The organism is Blautia sp. HCP3S3_B11 (assembly GCF_052064435.1).
Classification (GTDB): Bacteria; Bacillota; Clostridia; order Lachnospirales; family Lachnospiraceae; genus Blautia_A.
Genome location: NZ_JBQHVP010000017.1, coordinates 57,842 through 82,591 on the forward strand (window position 1 = coordinate 57,842; position 24,750 = coordinate 82,591).

Here is a 24,750-nt window from a genome sequence, read left to right on the forward strand (position 1 = left end):
GTTATTTTATTGTCGTTTAAAATTCTCAAAAATAACTGTTGCGGACTTGATGTCCACAAAACCTGGATCTATGCCTGTATTGGTATTACCGATTCCAACGGGCGTACAGAATATAAGCAAGCTCGCTTTTCTTCCTTTACTAAAGGATTGCAAGAGTTGTGTGACTGGCTTGTTAAATATAACTGTAACGATGTGTGCATGGAATCTACCGGCAAGTATTGGATTCCAGTTTTCAATATCTTAGAGAAGAATAACTTATGGGTTACTCTGTCTCATCCTAAATATACCAAACCACAAAAAGGAAATAAGACTGACCGCAAAGACGCGAAATGGATCTGCGATCTATATATGTGTGGTATGGTCAAGCCTTCCTTTATACCACCAGCTGATATTCGTCAGTTAAGAGATCTTGTAAGATATCGTTTCAAACTTACCTGTATGATTACCGGTGAAAAAAACCGTGCTCAGAATTGTCTTACTGTATCCAACTTTAAACTTGACGATGTCTTTTCTGATGTATTTGGGAAATCTTCACGTTCCATCACGGAACAGATTTTACAACACCCTGGGGAAACTTTTGATGTGGCACCTTTTGTTGACGGCAGGTGTAAAACTCCTATTGAAGAAATACAGGCTGCTGTTGATGGTGCTATTTCTATGGAACAGGCTGTAAAACTTAGACAATGTCTGAATCACATCGATGAATTAGAAAAGCATCAAGCAGAAATAGAACGGGAAATCTTTCGTCTCAGTGATAAGTATGAAAGCATTCTCAATCTTATACGAACTGTACCAGGATTCGATAAGAACCCATTGACTGCTATTCAGGTGCTCTCTGAAATCGGAGGTGATATGTCTGTCTTCCCCACAGCTAAAAACCTCGTATCATGGGCTGGATGTTGTCCTCGTAATGATCAAAGCAATCATAAAATCAAATCCACTAGGATTTCCCGTGCTGGTTCCTATTTTAAACCAGTTTTGGTGCAAGTTGCAAATGCTTTAATTAAATCCAAGAAACATCCTGAATTTACTACTCGTTATCGACGTATAAAAGCACGCCGAGGGCACAAGAAAGCTATCATTGCCATCTGTCGTATGATCCTGACCGCTATCTGGCACATACTCACAGATTTAAAGCCATATACACCGGAAGGCTTTCTTGAGTCACATCCTGTGAACGCTTCAAAAGTATTGACCACTTCACAGGCACTTAATCTGCTGAAACAACGAGGATATGTCATCAAAGATGATACTGTTCCTGTTACCTGATTAGGTGTTGTGCCTATATTTGATTTTCAAACCACCGAAAGATGGTTTATTTGCTATGTCCTTTATTTCTTAATTGTCTTCTACTTATTTGTTTCAAACTTAGTCACTTCAGAACCAGTGAAAGTTGCTGGAGAAATATCTGCTGCAACAAGGTTTAATTTTGCAGTAGTTTTTCCAGTTACATTATCATGTGCTGTTTTTGGCTCAATAGTTACATCATAAGAACCTTTAGAAGTAGCTGTTTTTGGGATTGTTAAATCAACATCATCAAATAAATCTAAAGTTTCTTTAGTCGTCTTATCTGTAAAAGTAACATCTGCTTCTGATAAGGTAACTGTTGTATTTGCAGCTGGAATAGCTTTTGCTTTGATTGCAACATCTACAGTAGACAGGTCACGTACTGCAACTGTAGCTTTATTGGAAGTTTCAACTGTTCTATATCCATCTGCATCACTCGCTCCTAATGGAGTGCCAACTGCTGCGATAGAATAATTTTTACTTCCGCTTTCAGGCTGACCAGTAATAAGATTTAATCGAAGCGCAACTTCCCCAGCACCCTGAACATTAGTTTTTGCCAAAGAAACATATCCTTTGTCATCAGCTTTTAAATATCCGGATAAATTTTCTTTAGTGTCTTTATCAATCAAAGTAACATCAGAAGCTTTTACTCTGATAACTTTTCCAGTATATGTAAAATTAGTTGTTTTTAATGTTGCTTCAAAGTGTTTAGAAATTAATTTTTCACCTGTTCCATCTAATTCCAATGGGGCAATTTCATATTTTAAAGTTTTGCTTCCGGTATATCCTGGCTTCTGAGATTCAATAGTAACTGTAACACCATCATCAGTTACACTTTTTGTATTTCCACTTACAGAAATCTTGTAATACTTTTTCTGATCTTCTTCTATGCTACCCCAAGAAAGACCATCTGCGTCAATAACCTGCTCTTCTCCATTATAAGTACGTTTTTTCCAGTCATCTGAAATTGTAATACCTTCTAAGGCGCTATCCTGTGCAGCCTTAATCTGAATTTCATCTGATGTGTAATGCCATACATTCTTTCCTGTATTATCTTTTGCATAAATACAAAGGACGGCTGTTTTTCCTGCATCCGCAGCGCTCAATATGAGGGTAGCTGTCTCTTTGTCACCTAAATAAAATTCCGTTTCTTCTGCAGCAACATCACCAATCTTCCATGCATAATAGTAGGAGATACCTTCAGTTTTTGTGCCTTCTGCAGCAGATACTGTAAACTCAGCTGTTACTTTTTTATTATCTTCAGTACTAGACTGAGATGCTGTCCATACTACAGTTTTGTTAGTTGGTAAATTTTCAAATGTAGGTGTTACACTATATGCGTTGTTGCTAACAGATTCTGTTGCAACGTCAGCAGTAGTATCTTCTACAACCGGAGTAGCTTCTGTTTCATCAGTGAATGTTTCTGCCTGAGTAGCAACATCGTCAGATCCATCACTGAACTCAGCAGCCCATACCGGCACATTAGAAGTAGCAAGCATTGCAACTACAAGAGACATACTTAATGTCTTTTTAGCCATGCCCTTCTTTGTGTTTTTAATCTTTGTCATGATTATAGTTCCCCTTTGGGTGGTGTACAGGTTCATAAATGGAAAAGTATTTTCTGTTTAATAGTGATGATACGGATAGATTGTTCTTGTATTGAGATTTATAAATGGTGTTTTATCCCATAATATTTTGATTTTATACAGTTATATACAAGCATAGTAGCTCTAACCAAAGATATCCGGCAAAACTGGCAGAGGGCAAGTGTTGGTTCCTGATGTTTGTCGAGAAGTTCTTCTGGCAAATAAACAATTGTTCTGATAAAATATAAGTACAAAATATATGTCAGGAGGTGACACCCATCGTACGCCAAACCAATCTGGCGCAGACGATAGACCTTGCTGCAAGTCGTGCAAGGTATGATGAATGCGCTAAGAAATTACTAACTTACAAGGCAATTGTTGCCTGGATTCTCAAATCCTGTACGAAAGAGTTTTCTCAATACAGTGTCAGATTTATTTGTAATAATTGTCTGAGGGATGACATCGAAGTTTCCAGCCGCGCAGTACATCAGGAGCAGCTTGACCGCGATGAAATGCTGAATGGAAATGAACAGATAAGCAGTCTCAATTCCGAGGCTAACTCAATCAAAGATCAGACGGTGTATTATGATATTCGATTTAAGGCATATATTCCTGATAACGAAGAACCTTTACAAATGATCATCAATTTGGAGATTCAGTTAAACGACACTCCAGGATACCCACTGGTCACCAAAGGTTTTTATTACTGCGCAAGGATGATATCTGAACAGTATGGAACTGTTTTTACCGGGGAACATTATGAAAAGCTCCAGAAAGTTTACAGTATCTGGATCTGTCCGGATCCTGCAAAGAAGCGTAGAAATGGGATTTTCAGATATCGTACTGTACAGGATCCGGTGTGGGGAAAAGCCTGGGAGACTCCAGACAATTACGATCTTATGGAAGTTGTCATCGTAAATTTAGGTGATGCAGATAAAGAAAGTGATTTGGAGATTCTGGATCTTCTGAACACTCTCTTTTCTCTTAGTGTATCTTCTGAAATAAAGAAAAAACGTCTCCAGGAAGATTTTGGCATTGCCATGACAGAAGAATTCGAAAGTGAGGTGCAGGATATGTGTAATCTGGGAAAAGCGCTTGTGGAACAAGGAATCGAACAGGGCATCGAACAGAAAAATCTGGATCTTGCCAAGATGATGCTCAAAGATAAAGAACCCATTGACAAGATTGTGAAATATACAGGGTTTGCTACAGATAAATTAGAAGAAATGGCCAGATCTATGGGATACTGTTAGCTGAGAATTTAATGTAAGAATCTTTGTTCAATACTTTAGGTACACTTTAGAATCAGAACGGAAAGGAGTTTATATGTGTACTGCATTGAAAGAGTTAATGAATGAAGGCGAGAAGGACGGTTAGAGGGTATCCAGGCAACAATCAGTACCTGTAAAAGTTTTAACGCCAGTAAAGATGTTACAGCGAAAAACCTAATGAAGGTTTCTACCACATCTTTCCAGTGTAAGCAAAACAAAGTAAGTACACGGGACGGACTGCATATGCACCTTAAATATCCAGACCACGCAGATAAGTTTCTGTCCAGTCTGGATATTTTTTATGTTTTTGATTATATAGCTAACCGTTCAATCAGACATTCATGTACTTTCGTTTTCGAGTTATAATTAATTCCTACCATCAGCAGATTCCCCTGGTAGTCTTTTAAAGTATGTGGATAATTACGCTCTTTTATCTGATTGATAGCACTTTCTGCATCCTTATTCCATTTCAATTCAATGATCATAGCTGGTTTATCCCGATGCTCTTTTCGCGGAAGATATACAATATCTGCAAAACCCTTTCCGGACGGCAGCTCTCTTATTTCAGTGTAATAAGTCCGTGCGCTATAATATGCAAGAGAAATTACGCATGCCAGTGCATTTTCGTCATTATATGTCAGTATAGACGTTTCAAAATGTGCTTCCTGGATTTTCTCTGCGACTGTCTCATTTTCCCTTTTCCATGTTGCCTGAAGCAATTCTTCAGAATTCTTTATCGCCAGAATTACTTCCTGCCATCCTGCATCCCGTATGGAGGTAACGAACTCTGTTGTAATCTCACTATTCGGAATAAATACTTCTTTTTTTGAAAAATCATATCCAAGATATCCAAGATGGATAAATAATGTCAATATGTCATCGGCGCTCGAAAAGGTCGTCATGTCATTACTAAACGAGCTGACATCAACAGGCTGTCTTTTACCGGCCAGCAATTCAATGATATTTTCCTTCAGCCCTTTATAGTTCATAATAATATAATCCCGAAGTGCCTCGAAGGTTTCTGTTTTATTCCAATAATTATCAAAGGAACGGTTCAGCATTGCACTTACAACTGAACGTGGATTATAGATATGTCCCATTTCTTTGAAATAATAACCATCATACCAGCGTCTGGTCTCATCAAAATCCATATCAAACCGTTTGCACAGACCTTTTACTTCTTTCTCTGTAAAACCAACATATTCAGCAAGAGTGCCCGGATTTGTCATGGAAAATTCATCAAACATGTTTAATGCAGAATGAGAGCCATATTTTTTGATTGGAAGTATTCCCGTCATATAGGTTAGTCCTACATAATTTCTGTCTTTTAAAAGATTACGCAGAAAATCAAGATATTTTTTCTGCGCTTCCGTATCCTTCTTGTTTTCTCTGAAAATGCAGTCCCATTCATCAATAATAAAGACAAACGGAATCCTGCTTTCACTGTAGATCTCCTGCAGTACATCAATAATGTCCGTCCGATTCAAATAGTCCAGATCAGGATATTCACGTAAAAGATCACGAAGCACATATTTACTAAGAAGGGTACACATTTTATCTATATTGTGGGTACGGCTGAAAAAATCCTGCATATTCAGAAAAATAGTATTGTACTTATTTAAATGGATCAAAAACGAAGAATCCGACGATATGTCCTTATCCGCAAATAATTCCCTGGAATTACAATTTCGTTGATAATACGCTGCCAGCATTTCCGCCGCCATAGATTTTCCAAACCGTCGTGGACGGCTTACACAGATAAATTTCTGCCGGGTACGAAATACTCTATTTGTATACCGAATAAGTCCTGTTTTGTCTATATAAATCTCTGATGAGACCGATTCAAAAAATCCATCATTACCTGGATTCAGATATAATCCCATAACAGAAAATCACCCCTTCTTAAAATAGTATTATATTATATCTTGTCATGATTCAGATATCCTTCATGCCATTATCATTCTCTTTAAGAACCATATATTACTGATACAAAATATTATAACAAATCATGATTATACTTGCCAGATTAAGTTTTCGACAAAGCACATCCCAGCTTTGATTAAACGCTTCTTTCTGGCATCTTAATATTTCGAATCAAAGAAGCAAAAAGCATTATAACTGTCTAAAACTGTAGTATTAATAGGTAAAAGATCATTTATAAATCTCAATACAAAAGCAATATCCATGTACCATAACCGTTAAACAATAAATATTTTTCCACTTATGAACCTGTACACCACCCAAAGGGGAACTATAATCATGACAAAGATTAAAAACACAAAGAAGGGCATGGCAAAAAAGACATTAAGTATGTCACTTGTTGTTGCAATGCTTGCTACTTCTAATGTGCCGGTATGGGCTGCTGAGTTCAGCGCTGGCGAAGACGTTGCTGTAACATCTGGCGAAGAAACACCGGCTGCTGAAACAGTAGATGAATTTTCAGATGATACTGCTGCTACACAGGCTGCAGTTGCTGATGAAGCTCCGGCTGTTGAAGATAATACAAATGCTGCTGATGCACAGAACAGAAATGATGGTGAAGGTTATTATACAACTACGATTGAGGTAGAAAATACAGCTATCGACACTGGTTCTGCATTATCTTACACAGGAACATTCCAAGCAAAAAATGGTGCTGAGATTTATTCCGCCCCAGCTTGGTATGGACCAGATGGAACTCCAGTGAATGTTGGCAGTGAAGGAAACTTTTTTGCAAATGACGAAGGAACCTATACATTAAAGGCAACCCTTAAAATCCGTGGATTTTTCTCCCAGACAACATATCCAGTAATTACTTTAGCTACCGTTAAAGCAGCAAAAAAAATCAGTGCAGAATCTATCACTGGTACTGTAAGCATAAGTAATGAAGCAGGCAATCAGTGGGGATATAAAAACAAAGCTGATTACAGTGCAGAAGTTCCGGAAGGTGTAACTCTGGGATATCAGTGGCAGTATTATGATACTGACAAAGAAGCATGGGTTGATATCAAAGATGCTACTGCAACAACATATACTCCATTAAAAGAAATTAAAAATGCTGATAATGAGACTGTACAGATTACCGGAAAAAAACTTCGTACAATTGCCAAATTTACAAATTCCAAAAATGATCAGGTAATCAAAGAAGTAGAAAGTAACAATTATGAAGTTGCACCACTTCAAATTGCAGCTGAAGATATTAAAATTGACAAAGATGAAAACTTTGGCATGAGCGAGGTTAATACTCAGCCAAGAGTTAAAAAAATTACCGTTTCAAAGAAAGATGTTCTTGGAAATACACCTTTAACAGAAGGCGTTGATTTTGAATTAAAAGCACAGGATCCAGATAAATCAGGTATCCGTACTGTAACTGTTCAGTTAAAGGGTGCTTATACAGGTGAAGTTACAGAAACCGTAAACTTAAGCAAATACAACCTCGCTGACTGCGATGTTACTCTGGAAAGCAAAACTGTTGAGTTCGCAGGCGATGGACAGTATGCTGCTCCTGTTATCAAAAGTGTTACATGGGCTGGCGGTAAAGCAACTTTAGCCGAAGGCGATGAATACGTTGTAGCATCTAAAAAACTTGACAAGACAGAAACTGCACGTTTCACTAAGATTAACTATGTAGAAGATTGCATTAATGCGGGTAAAAATAAAGTAGATCTTATTGGACGCGGTATATTTACCGGAACCAAGACAACAGTAGAATTCAATATTGTAGCCCGCAGCATGGAAAACTGCAAGGTTGTATGGACTGGAAAGCCAGTTATTAAAGGTGAGAAATTAGTTGCCGGTGTTGATGTAAAAGATACCACAAAGACTCATTTTGTAGTAGTTGATCAGAAGGGTTATGTACTCATTCCTGATGAAGACTACACATACGACAAAGATGGTATTTATGATGTATCTGGACAAAAATGCCAGGTAGAAGTAACTGCAACAGGAGAAAAAGATAAAACTACTGGTAATTATTATGGAAGTGTTAAGTCGGACTTCACAACTGTTGGAACAAATCTTTCTACATACTTAACAAACTATGTAGCCAGCGTAGTTTCTTCTCAGGACTACACAGGAAAAGAGATTACTTTTGGTGGAGCAGGTAAACCTTCAAATGAACGTCTTGACAAAATTACTGCTACTGATGTAGCTAGGGCTAATAATATTAGCGTTTGGGATGTACGAAAAGTATTCTCAGATGATCTTGAAGTGGGCGTTGATTTCGATATCGTTTACAAGAATAATGTAAATGCATATTTATTAAAAAATAAAACTGGGGCACTTCTGGACTCAAATAGCATTGATCTTTACCGTGAAGAGATTAATGGCGTAACTCATTACTCACAGGAAGGAAATGACTTTTATCCAGATAATGACGACCCACAGGCACCACAGGTATATCTTGTATTCAAAGGAAAATATTCCGGACAGACAACACCTGTACGTTTTGCAATCAACCAGAGAAACATTGATGAAATCACCACTACAGGAGCCATTACTTTTAACCCGTCTGCCACAGACGCCAATGCAATGACTACTTATGCAGACCAGGTAAAGGCATTACAGTTTAAAGATACAAAAGGAAATACATTAAAAGATACTATTGATTACACTTATGACAGCTATTATGTAAACAATGTAAAGGATGTAACAACAGAAAAAGGTCTGTTCACTCTGGAAATGACTGCTCATACTTCCCAAATTATGAATGGCACCAGCCGTATTTCCGTATATGATGGAAACTACTATGGTTATAAAGAGTATAAGGCAAATATCACTCCAAAGAGCTTAAAGTCAGAAAGTATCAAAGTTGCAGATATTGCAAGCCAGAAATATAATGGAAAATTAATTGAGCCAAAGGTTACAGTTACAGATGGTTCCTATACACTTGTAGAAGGTACTGACTATAAACTGAGCTATACAAATAACCGTTCTGCCGGAACAGCAACTGTTACAATCACAGGTTTTGATTCTAAAGGACGTTATAAAGATGCTGTATCCAAGACATTTACAATTGAGAATAAATCAATTGCAGATGCCAAGATCATGAAAAAAGGTTCCTGGAACAGCACTTATACAGATTTAAGCAAATATAAAGATTCTGATTATGTCCTGACAAGCGGTCTGTATAACAACGACAGAGAAGTTACTACTGAATTCGATGTTGTAGATGCAAACAACAACCTTCTGAGACAGAATTATGATTATACTGTAGAGTATAAGAATAATACTAAAGTTGGTACAGCAACTATTATCATCACAGGCAAAGGTGATTATGAAGGAACACTTGAAGGAAGCTTCACAATTGTTGGTAAAGGTATCAGCGGACATTTCGTTGAAGAATCCATCCCGGCACAGACATATACCGGAGAAGCAATCGAGCCGAAGGTAACTTTCAAACCAGATTCACCGAACCTTGTAGAAGGAAAAGATTACGAAATTACTTATGAGTACAACGTAAATCCTGGAAAAGGTGATGCAACAGACATTAACAATGTGGGACCGAAGGTTGTTGCCCGTGGTATCGGACAGTATGCAGGTTATGTAAAACTCGGTTTCGAAATTAAGAAAGCAGATATCTCTGTAGCTGATGTAAAAGCTGAAGATGCAGTTTATGCTGGTGGAAAGGTTGCAGAATCCAAGATTACTGTAACTAACCCAGCAAGTGGAAAAGCTCTTAAAGAAGGCGAAGATTATACAGTAGAATATGTAAGTGGACAGAATGTTGGTGAAACAGGAAAAGCTATTCTTCGCCTTGTAAATAATAAATGCTATACATTTGGCGGAGATTCCAGCGATAATGCTTCTATCACTGTAACTTACAAGATCGTAGCTAAAGACCTGAAAGATGTAACTGTTGAAGAAGTAAAAGACCAGACAGCTACAGGCCAGCAGATTAAACCTACTTTAACAGTACTCAACGGAGATGTTGTTATGAAAGAGGGTGTTGATTACCAGGTAACTTATGGTGACAACACAGAAGTTGGCGTTGGAACAGCAACTATCACACCAGTTGACGGAAATAAGAACTACACAGGTTCCAAAAAAGTAACATTCAACATCGTAGAAGCAAAACCAGAAGTTGGCAAAGCAACGATCTCCAACGTAGTAGTCAAAGGTAACGTTGCAACACCTGTACTTTCCGGTGATGTAGACGGAGCAGTTGGATATGACTATGTAATCGCTACAGAAGAAGATTACGTAAATGGTCGTGTAGACATCAGCAAGAACGTTCTTAAGACAAACACAAACTTCTACTATGTACAGGAAGGCACATATTATGCATACTGCCACGCTTGGAAACGTGATGAGAATGGCAAGAAGGTATTCGGCGCATGGTCTAATATCAAGAAATTTACAGTGGATGCTACAACACCTTCCAAACCAAGCATCAAGACTGTAAAAGTAAGCGGCCATACTGTAACTGTTACCTTTACAGCATCTAAAGATGCCAAAGGATATGATGTAGTCCTTGGAGAAGCTGTAAAGAAAGTAAATGGTGAGAACCGTCCTGTTGATTATGGTAAACTCGTTGTTAAGAACATTGAAGATGATGTTTATACAGCAACATTCTACAATGTACCAGACGGCAAATATTATGCAGGTGTACATTCCTATAACAAATCATCCAACGATGGAAAGAAAGTATTCAGCAAATGGGGATACAGAAAAACAGCAATTTCTGTAGGAAAAGCAAAATAATCCATTTGGGTAGATCAAATACAGATTCCTAAAACAGGAAAGCCCCGGCTATCATGAGCCGGGGTTTTTCCTGTTTTTAATACTGAGAAGAGCCTCTGCCTTGACTGGCAGGGGCTCCCTCTTTAGGAATCTGTTTTAATTACCCAAATGGATTATTTTTTAGATTTAGATACTGGTTTTACATTTGACCACTTGCTGAATACTTTCTTGCCATCTTCAGAAGTTCTGTTGAATGCGTGCAGACCTGCATAATAAACTTTATTATTTGTAAAGTCTACATTCTTGAATGTTGCAGTTACAACATTGTCTTTGATGTTCTTCTTAACAAGTGTTCCATATTCTACCGGACGTATTTCTCCGTTAACATTCTTTGTAGATGTTCCGAGAACTACATCATATCCAGTTGCATGCAGTTGATTAAAAGATTTGCAGATCCGAAGAAAAAAGCAGTTTATGTTGAAAAGACAACCGATGAAGCAGCAAAATTATTCGGAATCAATTCAAATGCAATTGGGTATGTAGTGAGTGATGATGAGCCGGATGCGAAATTATATTCTATATTTAAAAATATGAAAGATCAGAAGACCACAGCAATTGCAGCAGATATTTTCGAATCTTATGGAACAATTCGTTTTATCAATATGTTTCCTCTTGTGATTAAAGCAATGCAGACGGGAGGAACATTAGTGGTAGATGAATTTGATGCATCGATTCATCCGATGGCATTGATGAGCATTATTAATGTCTTTCACAATGATGATGTAAATATCCATCATGCGCAGCTCGTATTTAATACACATAATCCGATTTTTTTAAATTCAAACTTATTCCGGAGGGATGAGATTAAGTTTGTTGAAAGAGACGATGATACACATGACAGTGTTTTATATGCATTATCTGATTTTGGAACAACAGGTGATAAGGGCGTCCGTAAGCATGAAGATTATATGAGTAAATATTTTATCAGCCAGTATGGAGCAATAAAAGATATTGATTTCACACCGATTTTTGAGGAAATTTTATGTGATAAAAAAGAGGAATAGACATGTTAAAATTAAAAGATTCAAGCTGGATGGGAATTCTTATCTGTGAGTTTGGATTTTTATGCGCATATGAGAAGAACCGTAGCATTAATTGGTCAGGGTTCTTCTCATATATAGGACTGTATGACAATCTATACCGTCTGATATATAGAAAGTTTGCGAATCGCACACTTATTTTGACAAAGTCTCTATGATACATTTATGTTCTTTGGTATCTTTGTCATAGCTTATTCCAACGCCAAGTACTTTTCCTGTATATTTAGGTGTTTCACCAAGTTTTCCCTGAAATCTCAGGATATACTGTTTATCCTTGATCTGCTGAATAGCCTGTTCTGGAGAATGACCTACTTTTAATTCAAGGATAATACAGGTATCATTTGCCTTATATGGGTAAAAGATAAAGTCAACAAAACCCCTGCCTGCTTTATCTTCCCGTTCAACACGGTATCTGTCCCGTGCGGAAAGATATACCAGATTCACAATAGCAGACAGTTCTACTTCATTGTTATATGACAGAATTGGAGTTTCTGTATTATGTGCATACTGAAGAATCTCTGCCATTTTTTTCGTATCTCCTGACAGTGTTGCATTAAGCATCTGTTCCGAAATATGAGCCAGCTGATATACATAACCTAAACTTTTTTCGTTTTGGAGCAGTTCTTCATATTTCAGCATCAGTTCTCTGTTAGGAATATAAACTTTCCCGTCGGTAAACGTAAGCAGTCCATATACAACCATTGCAGAATATATTTGATTTCTGGTTTGAAGATTCATTGCAGATGCTGCAAATTCATCTATTTTTGCTGTAACGCCTTCGCCGGCAATCATCAGTGCCAGGTCATTTCGAATCTGATCAATATCATTACGGATATAATAAAATATCTCATCATAAGGTCCGGAACTGGTCCAGTAGTTAGACAGCTGGTTAAAGCTGAGAGCCATTACTACAGACCTTGGATTATACAGGCGTTTTCCAGCTATTGTGAAATACCCATCATACCATTCTTGCAGACCCATCCGTGATACGTGTGGATTCTCGTATGACTGGCTGTATTTTTCATATAAATAGTCTACCTCATCATCTGTAAATCCAAAATATTCACCAAACATTTCCATGGATGTCATTTTGAATTCCATAAACATATTTAACTCTGATCCGCTGGAATATTTAGCAATTGGAAGAATACCTGTGATATATGCCAGTGCAACATAATCCTGATCTTTTAATAAAGCTTTCAGAAAAAGAATGTATTCTGCCTTATCTTTTTCGGTAATAAACGGCATATGAAATACCGCGTCCCACTCATCCATAATAAATACAAAAGAGCAATCCGACTGATCCGAGATCATTGAGAGCATGTCCCATATGGAAAGATCAGAATCTAAAGCAGATTCCGGATAAGCATTTAGCAGATCTTTTTTCAGTCCACTAATGATACGGTCTATATACTGCTGATAAGATACACAATTTTCTGGAAGTCTGCTGAAATCGATATAGATAATATCGTATTGATTTCGATATCTGGAATATCTTTCAGAAGAGGAGATCTTTAAGTGGTCAAAGATATCTGAAGAATTCCAGGATCTTCCAAGGAATGCACCAAGCATATTGGCCATGACTGTTTTTCCAAACCTGCGCGGTCTGGTGATACAGATATACTGAGTTTCTTCTTCCATACATCTTAATATATCGTCTAATATGCAGGACTTATCTATAAAATATGTTGTGTTGGATATCTTTTTATACCTTTTATATGGGTATGAATTATTCAAAAACATTGCCATATCTGCACTCACCTTCTTCATATTGATAATGAATAAAATGTTCCCTTAAATGGATTATAACATTGTTTAGGAATATTTGTCAGCTTAAAGATTTCGACAAATCTGTCAGATAATTCTCAATTCCTTTTGCAATTCCCCTGACCATTTTTTTCTGGTAGGAAGTCTGCTGCATGAGGCGGTCTTCGGATGGGTTGCTCATATACCCCATTTCAATCAGTGTTGTCGGAACTTTGCTCCAGTTATTTCCAGACATGGAATCTGTTTCCCAGATATACTCTTTCCGGCATCCTGTGGCAGACACGTAAGCATTCAAAACGGCGTTAGACAGGGATTTATTCTTTTTGTACATGGACGCAATATAAGGGCTGTTTTTGGTGGTGCAGATAGTCATCGCTCCGGTTACATAGGAATTGTCACTTCCATTGGCATGCAGTCTGATATATGCATCTGCTTTTGCTTTATTTGCTATTCTGGCACGGTCGATGCAGCTTAATGCAACCTTGCTGTTCGTGCGAGTCATGACTACTTTACAGCCCCTGTCCCGAAGTAAAGAGCGTAGCTGAAGTCCGATGTTTAATGTCAGCTTATATTCCTCCACACCAGTCGCAACGCCCTGCGTTCCGGAAGTGTCTTTTGACTTCGTCTGACTGGAACCAGGTCCGAGGGGCTCATAACCGCCTGCAACAATTCCGGAATGTCCGGGATCCAAAACGATAACCGGTGTCCAGACACCTTTACTATCGATTTTTCTTCCCTGAATCGTCTGGCTGGTACGCATTCTTCCGGACAGCTTTGCAAAATAACGATAATGTTTTTTGATATAATTCCATCCTGTCAGCATCGTTCCGTCAGATGCAAAGCCATAATAATATTTACCGATTTTGTGCAGGCCAGTGAGCTTTGTACCATTTTGGTAATAATATTTCTTTCCATTCACCGTTTTCCATCCTGTAAATTCACTGCTCACAGAAGCCGCCTGAACGTCTTTAAAGCTTACAGCTGGCAAAGACGCGACACAAAGTAAGAGACACATCAGCCAAACTATCCATGTTTTCTTTTTTCTTTTCATAAATTTCATTCCCTTCTTTCTACTACTTTGTTATGTAGTTTTATTTTATCAGACGCAAAGCATACATACCAGTACAAAAAGTCTTATATTACTTGATTTTATTGCGCCCACAGGCTATACTGGTCTGAACGATATTTGTAATAAATTTGGAGGATTTTTCACATGAAAATTGCAGTAACTTATGACAATGGAACTATTTTTCAGCACTTTGGAAAAACTGAGACTTTTAAGGTGTATGAAGTAGAAAACGATCAGATCGTTTCAAGCGAGATCATTGAATCTAACGGCAGCGGTCACGGTGCTTTAGCTGGATTACTTGCCGGACAGAATGTTGAAGTGCTGATCTGTGGCGGCATCGGAGGCGGAGCTCAGGCTGCTCTTGCAGATGCTGGAATCGAATTATACTCAGGTGTTCAGGGAGATGCGGATGAGGCGGTAGATTTTTACCTGAAAGGTGAATTAATTTCTTCTGGTGCAAATTGTGATCATCACCATGAGGATGGTCATTCCTGCGGTTCTCACGAAGAAGGACATTCCTGTGGAGAGAGCTGCGGCAGTGGCTGTGGTGGAAGCTGTGGAGCACAGAGCACCATCACCGGACGCAACGTGGGTAAAACCTGCCGTACACATTACAGAGGAACCTTTAATGACGGAACACAGTTTGATTCTTCCTATGACCGCGGAGAACCGCTGGAATTCATCTGCGGTGCTGGTCAGATGATCAAAGGTTTTGATGCTGCTGTAGCAGATATGGAAGTCGGACAGATCGTAGATGTTCATCTGATGCCGGAAGAAGCTTATGGCATGGCTGATCCGAATGCAATCTTTACCATGGAAATCGCACAGCTGCCAGGTTCAGAAGACCTTACTGTAGGCCAGCAGGTATACCTGTCCAACCAGTACGGACAGCCATTCCCGGTTAAAGTAACCGCCAAGGACGAAAAGAATATCACCTTTGACGCCAACCATGAAATGGCTGGAAAAGAACTGAATTTCAGAATCGAACTGGTTGAAGTGAAATAAAACAAAATAAAATAAAAACAGATTACAGCTTTTAAGATAGCCCTTTAAATTGGATTTCCAAATCTAATAATTGAGAAATTGGTACAGTTTATCCAAAAGCATGTAATCTGTTTTTATTTATTTTAATTCGTATTTGGTGGCACGTCCCATTCCTTTTTTCTGGATTATATTTTTATCAATCAATCCATTCAGTATACGGATTGTTTTGCTTTTTTCCATTTCAGCTGCCTTCTCGACTTCATTTCTGGTCATGCTTCCACTATCTGTCAAAATATTTATCAGTCTTTTTTCTGCTTCATTTAATTTGTAATCGCTCTTAATAACCGGGAGAATAATTCTGATTGAATTAGAAAAAATACGATACTCCGGTTTTACGAGTATGTTTTTATATGCATAATTAATACGCATAATTCTCGTGCCAAATTTCTCAATGTACTTTAACCGGAAGAAAACATTTCCAATAATAGGATTTCCAAGAAGTGAGATCTGTCCATTTAAATACTCATCTTCACTGAGTCCTGCCGGAAGTCCTCCTGGAGAACTGATCTCTATTTTATCAGGATACATGCTGATTTTTATGGAGGCCGGGATATCCCACATGCGGTGAACAAGTGCATTTGCAACGGCCTCTCTGAACGCCTTTTCCGGAATCTTATCAACACTTTTTCTTTCCATGATCTCATCTATACTGTCCCCGAATCGGATAATGTCGATTCCCTTAAAATGGTTATTATCAGCCAGAAGTGCTGCTGCATTATTAAACCCATTCTGGTCAGAATATAATTCTAACGTTTTTAAAATATCCTTTGTCAATTGTTCAATTCACCCGGATTTGATTGAAATGCAACGATTTATTTTTCGTTTCGAATGAAATGCAACGATAATATTTGCGTTCCAAATAAGATGCAACGATTTAATCACTATTATATTTAAATATATGGCAGCTTCGCTTAACACAGTATATAAATATAAAAAATATAACTATAGCATTTTAACCAAATCAAGTAAGTCCCCTGCTTCAATTGCGAAGAGCAATAAGCAGTGGGTGGGGACTTGCTTGTATCAGAAGGGGTACAAGCCCCTTCTGATAAACTGCGAAGCAGTTATTTGGTTATGAGCAAGTAGCGAAAGCGGATTGCGAATATCCGATTGACTCTTATAAACTATAAATGAGCAAGTTCGTGATTTTGCATAAATGAAAGACACCTCTCTATCGTTTGTGTTGTATAATGAATATGAGAAGAGCCCCAGTCAATCAAGACTGGGGCTCCCTTTTAGGAATCCGTTTTAATTTTCTAAAAAGAAAGGCTTGCAAACGCAGATGTGACTGTAATCCTTTCCGGTGAGTCCGAAGGTGCTGCAGGTTACGACTATGTAATCTCTACAGACCGCGACTGCATCACAAACAAAGATTATGATGCAGTAAACAAGAACCAGGTTAAGACTGAGCCTACATTTGAATATGTAGGTCAGGGACAGTACTATGCATACTGCCACGCTTGAAAACGTGATGAGAATGGTAAGAAAGTATTCAGCCAGTGGTCAAACGTTAAAAAGGTAAATGTAAAATATAATCCATTTAGGAATTTTGTTAAAAACGAGTATAATTTTTAGAATATCTGTATTTTTTCAATTTTGCAACTATGCCTCTTGGTCCGGGAATTGTAATTTATTCCAACTAAAAGCAGATCCCCATGATAAGTAAATTTCTGCAAGACCTGTGTATAATTTTTCTTTTTGATCTGAGAGATTGCGCCCTGCGCACTTTTATCCCATTTTAATTCAATAAGAAGTGCCGGTTTAGAGGAGTCTGCATTTGGAAGAAATAATATATCAGAATATCCTTTTCCACTGGTCAATTCCTCAAAACGTATATAATGGTCTATGCAGCTCAGATAAGCCATGATAACTACAGATCTGAGTGCCTGCTCATTATTATAAAATTTAGGCGAAACATTTGCATCATGCGTTTCTTCCAATATTTCAGCAACAGTTTCACAATCCATGGATAATGTTGCCTCTAACATCCTGTCAGACAGTTGAACTGCTTTAACAAGCTCTTTTCTCTTTCCGTTTTTTACAGCTCTGATAAATTCCTGACGCACTTCTTCATTTGGAATATAAACTTCTCCAGAATCATCATCGTATGCCAGATATCCCAAATGAACTAATAGAGTTAAGACATCATCCCTTCCCTGCAGTGACGTCATGTCATTTTGAAAAGTTCCGGTGTCTATCCTGCATTTCTGACCGCCCAGCATATCTATAATAGCTTTTTTCAGACCATCAAAATCCATGTCTATATAGATTCGCAATGATTCATAGGTTTCTGTTTGCGTCCAGTAATTACTGAATTTCTGGTTTATAACGGCTTCTATGATAGAATTTGGACTGTAGACATGGCCGATCTTATCGAATCGGTATCCATCATACCACTTATTTGCCTCGTTGAAATCAAGTGCATGATCCTGACAAAGCCCGCGAACTTCTTTTTCTGTAAATCCGACATATTCTGCCAGAAAGCCTGGTTCTAACATTGTAAATTCCCGAAAATCTGTAAGAGCGGACTGTGTACCGTATTTCTTTATTGGCAAAATACCTGTCATATATGCACCAACCACAAATTGCGATACCTGGAGCCCTTTAAACAAAGCTCGCAGTAACTGGATATATGATCTCTGTAAAGATTCATTACTCTCTGTTTCACGAAACAGAGCATCCCACTCATCAATAATGATAAAGAATTTTCGCCCTGTTTTAGCACTGATCTGCAATAATGCAACAGGAAGAGAATGTACGGTTTCACTGACTATATTCGGGAAGGCAGATCTTAATTCCTCGATAATGCTGTCCTGCATTTCAGAGATAGTATTCTGAATATTACTGGAAATAGATATGAACCATGCAACATCAAGAAACAGTACATCATACTGATTGAGATTTTCTTTGTAACCATCCATACCTGAGATTTCTAAATTTTGAAATAAGGAATCAGAATCGGCACCCTTAGAATAATAAGCTGCCAGCATTTTTGCTGCATATGATTTTCCAAAACGCCTCGGTCTGCTGAAACAGGTGAGCATACGGCTGCTGTTGAGCACACTATTTGTATATGAAATTAATCCAGACTTATCTACATAAATATTTTTCTTTAAAATTGCTGCAAATGCATCTGCCGGTGGATTTAAATAGATTCCCATATTCTTATCATTCCCTTCAGAAATCGTATATTACTGATACAAAGTATTATAACAAATCATGGTTATACTTGCCAGATTAAGTTTTCGACAAAGCATATCCCAGCCTTGATCAAACGCTTCTTTCTGGTATCTTAATATTTCGAATCAAAGAAGCAAAAAAATTATAACTGTCTAAAACTGTGATATTAATATCTAAAAGATCATTTATAAGTCTCAATACAAAAGCAATATTCATGTACCATAACCGTTAAGCAATAAATATTCTTCTATTTATGAACCTGTCCACCACCCAAAGTGCCGTTCGAGGATCGGTTCGGTATGCTTGTTGATGTCGAATACAGCAACCGTAAAAACAATCGTCTGAAAAGGCTGAACTTGAGCAGCCAGATGCGAGCATTGCAGCAATTGATTATCATTCTGGGCGAAAACTGAACAAAGCATTGATTAATCGTCTGGCAACCTGTGAATACATTACAGAATACCGGAACATCTTTATTACTGGAGCAACTGGAAGCGGTAAAACCTACATGGCCTGTGCCTTTGGCATGGAAGCATGCAAGTGCTATTACTCAGTACGGTATGTACGACTTCCTGATCTATTATTGGACTTACAGGCTGCCAGGGACCAAGTTATGTCACTCTAAAAGGCAGGAGGAAAACACTATGAAAACTATCTATGATCGCATTATGTCTCATGTAACCACATCTGTAGAAATCATTTCCATTTTAGGAAGGGAACTCTACATCTATTCCAATGGAACTTGGACAGATGTTCTCAACGAATTTTCTTTCAGCTACACACCAGAACAGTTCTGCCAGTATATCTCTGACTATAAAGCATGGGCAGAATACAACAACACTTGGTTAGACATTACAGAAGGCAAAGCAAAGCACAGGGAAATCATCAACCTTGTTAAAGAAAAACTGACAGATTTCTTTAGCAAAAATGATTATAGTTTCTTCTCTGAGTTCTACAAAACTCTTTCCGCAAAGGAAAAGAAAGCAGCTGTACTGATTCTCAGTCACAGTGAATTGTTTGACTACGGATGTATTCCAGTAATGTATCCAAGTACAAGCGAACTCTCTCTTCTCTGGAAAGGAAATAAGAAGCTTAAAAAATGTCTGTTAGTTACTATCAAGGGACCGGACTATGAACTTATTGTCAACATGTTCACAGGCGAAGTAGTAAGCTATGTGGACATGGCACTATAGGAATTTTTGATTAGTAATTATACACATTAATTACACAAAAATTATTGACATTGTGTAAAAAGTGTGTATAATAATCAAATAAGATAGAAAGGAGTGATTACCAAAGATGAAACAACGAGAATTAACTCAACGATTAGAAAATGGAGGTTTCGTCTTTGAACGTCATGGAGCAGGACACGACATTTATGTTCGAGGGAGCCAAAGGGAAACAGTACCAAGACATAAAGAGATTAATGAGCAATTAGCGAGAGCAATCCTTAGAAGGAATGGGTTATTATAACCCTTCCTTTTGGGAATAAATAATATAAAAGATTATATACGGAGGAATAATACTATGAAAGGAGTTTACCCAACAGTATTTACAGAAGTCGATGGAGCAATTCTGGTTGAAGTGCCAGATTTAGAAATTTTGACAGAAGGGAAAGACTTTAATAACGCAATTGAAATGGCAAGAGATGCGATCGAGTTAAAATGTGTTTCTATGGAAGATGGAGGTGAAGAAATTCCTAAACCATCTGATGTGTCTACTATTGATTTAAGCAAAACAACATTTTCAGGAGAAGGCAAAACAATTATTTCGTTAGTAGACGTAGATTCTGCTGAGTACAGAAGAAAAATAGATACTAAAACTGTTCGCCGCAATGTAGCTTTACCAAGTTGGTTAAATTACGAAGCAGAGCATGCAGGTGTGAATGTATCAAGAGTTTTACAGGACGCACTAATGAGTGTATTAGGTGTACAAAAAAAATATTGAAAAATTTTAACAAGGCAATCGGTTTGGTTTAATACCGGTTGTCTTTTTTTGATTAGAGGAAACAATAATGAAAAATTATAAAACCAGAATCGCACAAGCAAAATCAAGTTTCGAACTTTCCTGTATCTGGGAAGAAGTTCGCAACGCATATTGGGACAAAAAGACAATCAGCAAAGAAATGTATGAAAAACGTTCCGCTGAAATTGCAGCTAGGAGGAAATCATTATGAACAGAATACAAGCAATTTACGGAGTAGCAAAACACTATGCCAAACTTATGAAAGGGTATAAGGCAAGTCAGCGGTTGGAGTTCCGGAAAACCTTATCAGCTTTATGGAGAGCCGATTTATATACATATACTGAGTATCAGTTTATCTTAGGGTATGTGTATAAAACTTTTGGAATAATAGAATCCAATGCCTACAAGCCATTTGGCACAAGGCGTATCTATGATTTTGAAGGGAGGGTCTGATATGAACAAGGCAGACAGAATAAAAAGGAAATTAATCAAGGAAGTAGTAATCCCTTCATTGATAGGAGTGTTAATAGCACTCCTTTTTTTATTGGCTGTAGTAAAGCCTACAGGAGCAAGTGAAGACAGCACTCGTCCAATAACAGGTAGAGTCTATTTTGTTTCTGGACGTTCTGTATCTATTGTATCTCCAGATAAGCGCACCTGGAGCTACAAAGGAAAAGGCTTCTCCGTAGGAGATACAGTATCTTGTGTTGTCTCTGACAACGGAACATCCAAGACAGCAGATGATTATATTAAGTCTGCTGTCGTGAGCGAAACCGAGTGTCTGCCTATAGAAACAGAAGCAGGCGAAGAGTGGTCCTATGTCAAGATTTAGTACAAGTTAAAAGAGGGTGTAAAAATTCTTGTGTCTATGGAAAGTAAATCTTTCTGATAAGAAATAGATATGTAAAATTTTGCTGTCGAATTAATGATTATGCGGCTGTCGAATATATCTTTGTACTTACAGTATTGCCATGCAGGAAAATTATATACATCATTTTCGATTTTTTTGCATGACAAATAAGGCATCATGATCATTGCCTTTTGTGGGCTCTGCCCACACCCGACCTCTGGAATAGGATTGGAAATTTCTGACAATAATATAAATGCCGAAAGAATAGACAGAGAGCAGGAATGCGGGGTTTAAAAGAGCGAGACTTTTAGCAGCTCGCACACGCTGGTAAAATCCCTAATTTTATATTTCTTTTATGGATCTTTTAGGAACGCTTCATTCTTTTTATTTATCCTTCGGAGTGTCAGACCCCAATATATTATTATTGATAATGCACCTGTACATGCAGGTCACTACAGAGTAACCGCAACATCATTTGGAAACAATAACTATGAATCCCAAACAGTGACACTGCCATTTGAGATTGCTCAGGCATCTAACAGTTGGACTAAAGAACTTTCCCTGAGCAAATGGAGTTACAAAGGAACGGTAGAAGATCCTGCCGCAGCAGCAAAAATCGGTGATGTAGAATTTTATTATTCCCGTGTAGCAGACGATTTTTCAAACGCTGGAACAGCCAAACCTACTGCATCTGGTAAATGGTATATAAAAGCTGTTGTAAAAGAAACAGCCGACTATGAAGGTCTTGAGTCTGATCCCATAGAATTCTATATTGACAACATCAATGCAGCAAAATACTATACTCTTACTGCAAAAGCCGGTGAAAACGGAAAGATTTCCCCAGATGGTGTCGCAGTTGCAGGAGAAAAAACTAACTGGACTTATACAATCACACCAAATGAAGGCTATGAAATTGCAGATGTCCTTGTAGATAGTAAGAGTGTTGGCGCAGTTTCTACTTATACATTTGAAGAAATCGATGGCGACCATACAATCGAAGCATCCTTCAAGGAAGCCGGCAAAAAAGATCCTCAGAAAGATGTAACTGTAGATACCGACGGAAATATCATCCTTCCAGGTGCAGACCTGAATGACACAGCAGATGACATCAAGATCTCCACAGGTAAAGACGGATCCCGTCCAACCTACAAGGAAGATGAAAAAGTCGTAATCACAGCCGATGGCAGTGTGATCAGCAGACCAGGTCTTGCAGATATCACAGCCGGAGCTAACTGGAAAGTAGCACTTGACGGTACTGTAACAGATACTGATGGAAATGTATATAAGACAGACGGAAAAGTATATGGAACAGACGGAAGCGTTAAAAATGCTGACGGTTCTTATGCTCAGCCGGCAAAACCAATGATCGAAAGTGCAGAAGCTGTTAAGAACTCTGTAAACGTTGTAGTATCTGACGACTGTGCAGGCGCAGAAGGTTATGATTATGTGATCGGTACTTCCGCAGATATGCTTCAGACAAAACAGTATACAAGTGTCCTGAAGAACAAGACTTTAGAAACATCTTTCAAATTTGTTGATAAAGGTACCTGGTACGTTGCATGCCACGCATGGACCAAAAACGCAGCAGGAAAGAAAGTATTCGGTACATGGTCAGAAGTGAAAGAGGTAACTGTAACTGCTGTTACACCTCAGACACCTAAGATCAAAAAAGTAACTGTAAAAGGTTCTTCTGTAACCGTAACTTATACAAAATGCAAAAATGCCAAAGGATATGATCTTGTATTAGGAACAGAACTGGATGGTTCCAAACTTCCGGATGGTAAAAACAAGGTCGTAAAGAAAATAAAAGGTAATACAGTAACTGTAACATTCAAAAATGTGAAATCAGGAACTCATTATCTGGCATTACATGCATGGAACCGCACTTCTGAGGACAATACAAAAGTCTTCAGCAAATGGTCAAATGTAAAGAAAGTAACTGTAAAATAATTACAAAAAATCTATATTTGAAGAGCAAGACCCCCTGGTTATCATAACCAGGGGGTCTCTTTTTAGGAATCTGTATTTATTTACCCAAATGGATTATTTGACAGTTACTTTCTGTGTATTGGACCATTTGCTGAATACTTTCTTTCCGTCTTCGGATGTTCTGTTGAAGGAGTGAAGTCCTGCATAGTATGTTCCTGCCGGTACATTCTTGAATGTTACGGTCACTGTGTTTCCTTTTACATTCTTCTCAACCAGTTCGCCGAAGTCTACCGGACGTTTTTCTCCGTTTACTTTCTTAACAGAAGATCCAAGTACAACATCATATCCTGTTGCATCTTTAGATTTTGTATATTTAACGGTTACTGTATTTCCTTTTGCTGTTACGCTTGTGATCTGTGGTGTAGCCGGTGTGATTGCATTTACAGTAAATTTGTAAATATTAGACCATTCACCGAATACTTTCTTACCATTCTCATCACGTTTCCAAGCATGGCAGTATGCATAGTATGTACCTTCCTGTACATAGTAGAAGTTTGTATTTGTTTTCAGTACATTCCTGCTGACATCTACACGGCCGTTTTCATAATCTTCTTCTGTAGCGATTACGTAGTCATATCCAACTGCTCCGTCTACGTCTCCGGAAAGTACTGGTGTTGCAGTATTTCCCTTTACAAGTACGTTTGTGATGACTGCTGTTCCAACTTCCGGTTTAGCAGCTACGATGTTGAAGCTTGCAGTCTTGCTTCCTGTATATTCTTTGCTTCCTTCTACAGCTGTGATAGTAACAGTACCTTCACCTGCTTCTGTATTCTCACCGTAGGATACTGTATAATCTGTTCCCTCTGCAAGTACTTTGTTTCCAACGATAACCTTGATCTCAGGTTTGATCTGCTCGCCTGTTACTGTCTCGTCTTTTAATCCTTCGATAACAGCGTCAGCAAGGTCTGCACGGTCATAGTCTTTAATCTGGAAAGTTACTGTCTGGCTTCCTGTGAATTTTTTGCTTCCTTCAACTGCTGTG

19 protein-coding genes and 2 pseudogenes are annotated in these 24,750 nt (G+C 38.1%); 14 read left to right on the plus strand and 7 right to left on the minus strand.

The window, feature by feature from the left end; genetic code table 11:
- The first annotated feature begins 9 nt into the window (after positions 1-9).
- Positions 10-1,269, plus strand: a complete 1,260-nt coding sequence (locus ACTNC0_RS13815; RefSeq protein WP_441087826.1) for an IS110 family transposase — start codon at positions 10-12, stop codon at positions 1,267-1,269.
- Positions 1,270-1,349: 80 nt separating this feature from the next.
- Here the strand turns inward: ACTNC0_RS13815 and ACTNC0_RS13820 are convergent, their stop codons facing one another.
- Positions 1,350-2,855 (minus strand): hypothetical protein, encoded by a 1,506-nt coding sequence (locus ACTNC0_RS13820; RefSeq protein ID WP_441087827.1) that lies wholly within the window; start codon positions 2,853-2,855, stop codon positions 1,350-1,352.
- 287 nt (positions 2,856-3,142) lie between these two features.
- Here ACTNC0_RS13820 and ACTNC0_RS13825 point away from each other — a divergent pair, with 287 nt between their 5' ends.
- Complete coding sequence (locus ACTNC0_RS13825; RefSeq protein ID WP_441087828.1) at positions 3,143-4,126, plus strand: PD-(D/E)XK nuclease family transposase; 984 nt, start codon at positions 3,143-3,145, stop codon at positions 4,124-4,126.
- Between the two features lie 329 nt (positions 4,127-4,455).
- Here ACTNC0_RS13825 and ACTNC0_RS13830 read toward each other — a convergent pair whose 3' ends face one another.
- On the minus strand, positions 4,456-6,027 hold the full coding sequence (locus tag ACTNC0_RS13830; RefSeq protein WP_441087829.1) for an AAA family ATPase: 1,572 nt from the start codon (positions 6,025-6,027) through the stop codon (positions 4,456-4,458).
- Between the two features lie 376 nt (positions 6,028-6,403).
- Between ACTNC0_RS13830 and ACTNC0_RS13835 the strand changes: the two genes are divergently transcribed.
- Positions 6,404-10,825, plus strand: a complete 4,422-nt coding sequence (locus ACTNC0_RS13835) for a hypothetical protein (RefSeq protein ID WP_441087830.1) — start codon at positions 6,404-6,406, stop codon at positions 10,823-10,825.
- Between the two features lie 407 nt (positions 10,826-11,232).
- Positions 11,233-11,868: an AAA family ATPase gene (locus tag ACTNC0_RS13840; RefSeq protein ID WP_441087831.1), complete on the plus strand. Its 636-nt coding sequence runs from the start codon at positions 11,233-11,235 to the stop codon at positions 11,866-11,868.
- Positions 11,869-12,039: 171 nt separating this feature from the next.
- On the opposite strand, the gene ACTNC0_RS13845 is transcribed toward ACTNC0_RS13840, so the two are convergent.
- Together ACTNC0_RS13845 and ACTNC0_RS13850 are read right to left on the minus strand one after the other, a co-directional pair.
- Positions 12,040-13,674 (minus strand): AAA family ATPase, encoded by a 1,635-nt coding sequence (locus ACTNC0_RS13845; RefSeq protein ID WP_441087832.1) that lies wholly within the window; start codon positions 13,672-13,674, stop codon positions 12,040-12,042.
- A gap of 58 nt (positions 13,675-13,732) precedes the next feature.
- Complete coding sequence (locus tag ACTNC0_RS13850; protein ID WP_118247625.1) at positions 13,733-14,722, minus strand: N-acetylmuramoyl-L-alanine amidase; 990 nt, start codon at positions 14,720-14,722, stop codon at positions 13,733-13,735.
- A 162-nt stretch (positions 14,723-14,884) separates the two neighbouring features.
- On the opposite strand from ACTNC0_RS13850, the gene ACTNC0_RS13855 reads away from it, so the two are divergent.
- Entirely contained in the window at positions 14,885-15,745 is an 861-nt protein-coding gene (locus ACTNC0_RS13855; protein WP_117846219.1) for an FKBP-type peptidyl-prolyl cis-trans isomerase, read from the plus strand.
- Between the two features lie 117 nt (positions 15,746-15,862).
- On the opposite strand, the gene ACTNC0_RS13860 is transcribed toward ACTNC0_RS13855, so the two are convergent.
- Positions 15,863-16,558: an ATP-binding protein gene (locus ACTNC0_RS13860; RefSeq protein ID WP_441087833.1), complete on the minus strand. Its 696-nt coding sequence runs from the start codon at positions 16,556-16,558 to the stop codon at positions 15,863-15,865.
- A 510-nt stretch (positions 16,559-17,068) separates the two neighbouring features.
- On the opposite strand from ACTNC0_RS13860, the gene ACTNC0_RS13865 reads away from it, so the two are divergent.
- The gene (locus tag ACTNC0_RS13865) at positions 17,069-17,248 is read left to right on the plus strand and encodes a hypothetical protein (RefSeq protein ID WP_441087834.1); all 180 of its coding nucleotides are present in this window, start codon (positions 17,069-17,071) and stop codon (positions 17,246-17,248) included.
- A 107-nt stretch (positions 17,249-17,355) separates the two neighbouring features.
- Here the strand turns inward: ACTNC0_RS13865 and ACTNC0_RS13870 are convergent, their stop codons facing one another.
- Positions 17,356-18,945: an AAA family ATPase gene (locus ACTNC0_RS13870; RefSeq protein WP_441087835.1), complete on the minus strand. Its 1,590-nt coding sequence runs from the start codon at positions 18,943-18,945 to the stop codon at positions 17,356-17,358.
- Between the two features lie 291 nt (positions 18,946-19,236).
- On the opposite strand from ACTNC0_RS13870, the pseudogene ACTNC0_RS13875 reads away from it, so the two are divergent.
- The 8 genes and pseudogenes from ACTNC0_RS13875 to ACTNC0_RS13910 form a co-directional block, all read left to right on the plus strand.
- Positions 19,237-19,571: pseudogene (locus tag ACTNC0_RS13875) on the plus strand (ATP-binding protein); the annotation flags it as partial.
- Between the two features lie 37 nt (positions 19,572-19,608).
- Positions 19,609-20,157: a hypothetical protein gene (locus tag ACTNC0_RS13880; RefSeq protein ID WP_441087836.1), complete on the plus strand. Its 549-nt coding sequence runs from the start codon at positions 19,609-19,611 to the stop codon at positions 20,155-20,157.
- 106 nt (positions 20,158-20,263) lie between these two features.
- Positions 20,264-20,437 (plus strand): type II toxin-antitoxin system HicA family toxin, encoded by a 174-nt coding sequence (locus ACTNC0_RS13885; RefSeq protein ID WP_441087837.1) that lies wholly within the window; start codon positions 20,264-20,266, stop codon positions 20,435-20,437.
- 54 nt (positions 20,438-20,491) lie between these two features.
- Positions 20,492-20,911: a type II toxin-antitoxin system HicB family antitoxin gene (locus ACTNC0_RS13890; RefSeq protein ID WP_441087839.1), complete on the plus strand. Its 420-nt coding sequence runs from the start codon at positions 20,492-20,494 to the stop codon at positions 20,909-20,911.
- Positions 20,912-20,978: 67 nt separating this feature from the next.
- Positions 20,979-21,140: a hypothetical protein gene (locus tag ACTNC0_RS13895; RefSeq protein WP_441087840.1), complete on the plus strand. Its 162-nt coding sequence runs from the start codon at positions 20,979-20,981 to the stop codon at positions 21,138-21,140.
- Positions 21,137-21,382: a hypothetical protein gene (locus ACTNC0_RS13900; protein ID WP_441087841.1), complete on the plus strand. Its 246-nt coding sequence runs from the start codon at positions 21,137-21,139 to the stop codon at positions 21,380-21,382. The genes ACTNC0_RS13895 and ACTNC0_RS13900 overlap by 4 nt, the downstream gene beginning before the upstream one ends.
- A 1-nt stretch (position 21,383) precedes the next feature.
- The gene (locus ACTNC0_RS13905) at positions 21,384-21,761 is read left to right on the plus strand and encodes a hypothetical protein (protein ID WP_441087842.1); all 378 of its coding nucleotides are present in this window, start codon (positions 21,384-21,386) and stop codon (positions 21,759-21,761) included.
- 522 nt (positions 21,762-22,283) lie between these two features.
- Positions 22,284-23,729 carry an InlB B-repeat-containing protein gene (locus ACTNC0_RS13910; protein WP_441087843.1) on the plus strand — a complete coding sequence of 482 codons (1,446 nt, stop codon included), beginning with the start codon at positions 22,284-22,286 and terminating at the stop codon, positions 23,727-23,729.
- 93 nt (positions 23,730-23,822) lie between these two features.
- On the opposite strand, the pseudogene ACTNC0_RS13915 reads toward ACTNC0_RS13910, so the two are convergent.
- Positions 23,823-24,750, minus strand: a pseudogene (locus ACTNC0_RS13915) (hemoblobin-interacting domain-containing protein); the annotation flags it as partial.

What these genes read in the sequence shown, in the direction of transcription:
- ACTNC0_RS13820 (WP_441087827.1), bottom strand. Translation starts at nt 2,855, where the DNA reads ATGACAAAGATTAAAAACACAAAGAAGGGCATGGCTAAAAAGACATTA.
- ACTNC0_RS13830 (WP_441087829.1), bottom strand. Translation starts at nt 6,027, where the DNA reads ATGGGATTATATCTGAATCCAGGTAATGATGGATTTTTTGAATCGGTC.
- ACTNC0_RS13835 (WP_441087830.1), top strand. Translation starts at nt 6,404, where the DNA reads ATGACAAAGATTAAAAACACAAAGAAGGGCATGGCAAAAAAGACATTA.
- ACTNC0_RS13840 (WP_441087831.1), top strand. Translation starts at nt 11,233, where the DNA reads ATGCAGTTGATTAAAAGATTTGCAGATCCGAAGAAAAAAGCAGTTTAT.
- ACTNC0_RS13845 (WP_441087832.1), bottom strand. Translation starts at nt 13,674, where the DNA reads ATGAAGAAGGTGAGTGCAGATATGGCAATGTTTTTGAATAATTCATAC.
- ACTNC0_RS13850 (WP_118247625.1), bottom strand. Translation starts at nt 14,722, where the DNA reads ATGAAAAGAAAAAAGAAAACATGGATAGTTTGGCTGATGTGTCTCTTA.
- ACTNC0_RS13855 (WP_117846219.1), top strand. Translation starts at nt 14,885, where the DNA reads ATGAAAATTGCAGTAACTTATGACAATGGAACTATTTTTCAGCACTTT.
- ACTNC0_RS13870 (WP_441087835.1), bottom strand. Translation starts at nt 18,945, where the DNA reads ATGGGAATCTATTTAAATCCACCGGCAGATGCATTTGCAGCAATTTTA.
- ACTNC0_RS13880 (WP_441087836.1), top strand. Translation starts at nt 19,609, where the DNA reads ATGAAAACTATCTATGATCGCATTATGTCTCATGTAACCACATCTGTA.
- ACTNC0_RS13885 (WP_441087837.1), top strand. Translation starts at nt 20,264, where the DNA reads ATGAAACAACGAGAATTAACTCAACGATTAGAAAATGGAGGTTTCGTC.
- ACTNC0_RS13890 (WP_441087839.1), top strand. Translation starts at nt 20,492, where the DNA reads ATGAAAGGAGTTTACCCAACAGTATTTACAGAAGTCGATGGAGCAATT.
- ACTNC0_RS13895 (WP_441087840.1), top strand. Translation starts at nt 20,979, where the DNA reads ATGAAAAATTATAAAACCAGAATCGCACAAGCAAAATCAAGTTTCGAA.
- ACTNC0_RS13900 (WP_441087841.1), top strand. Translation starts at nt 21,137, where the DNA reads ATGAACAGAATACAAGCAATTTACGGAGTAGCAAAACACTATGCCAAA.
- ACTNC0_RS13905 (WP_441087842.1), top strand. Translation starts at nt 21,384, where the DNA reads ATGAACAAGGCAGACAGAATAAAAAGGAAATTAATCAAGGAAGTAGTA.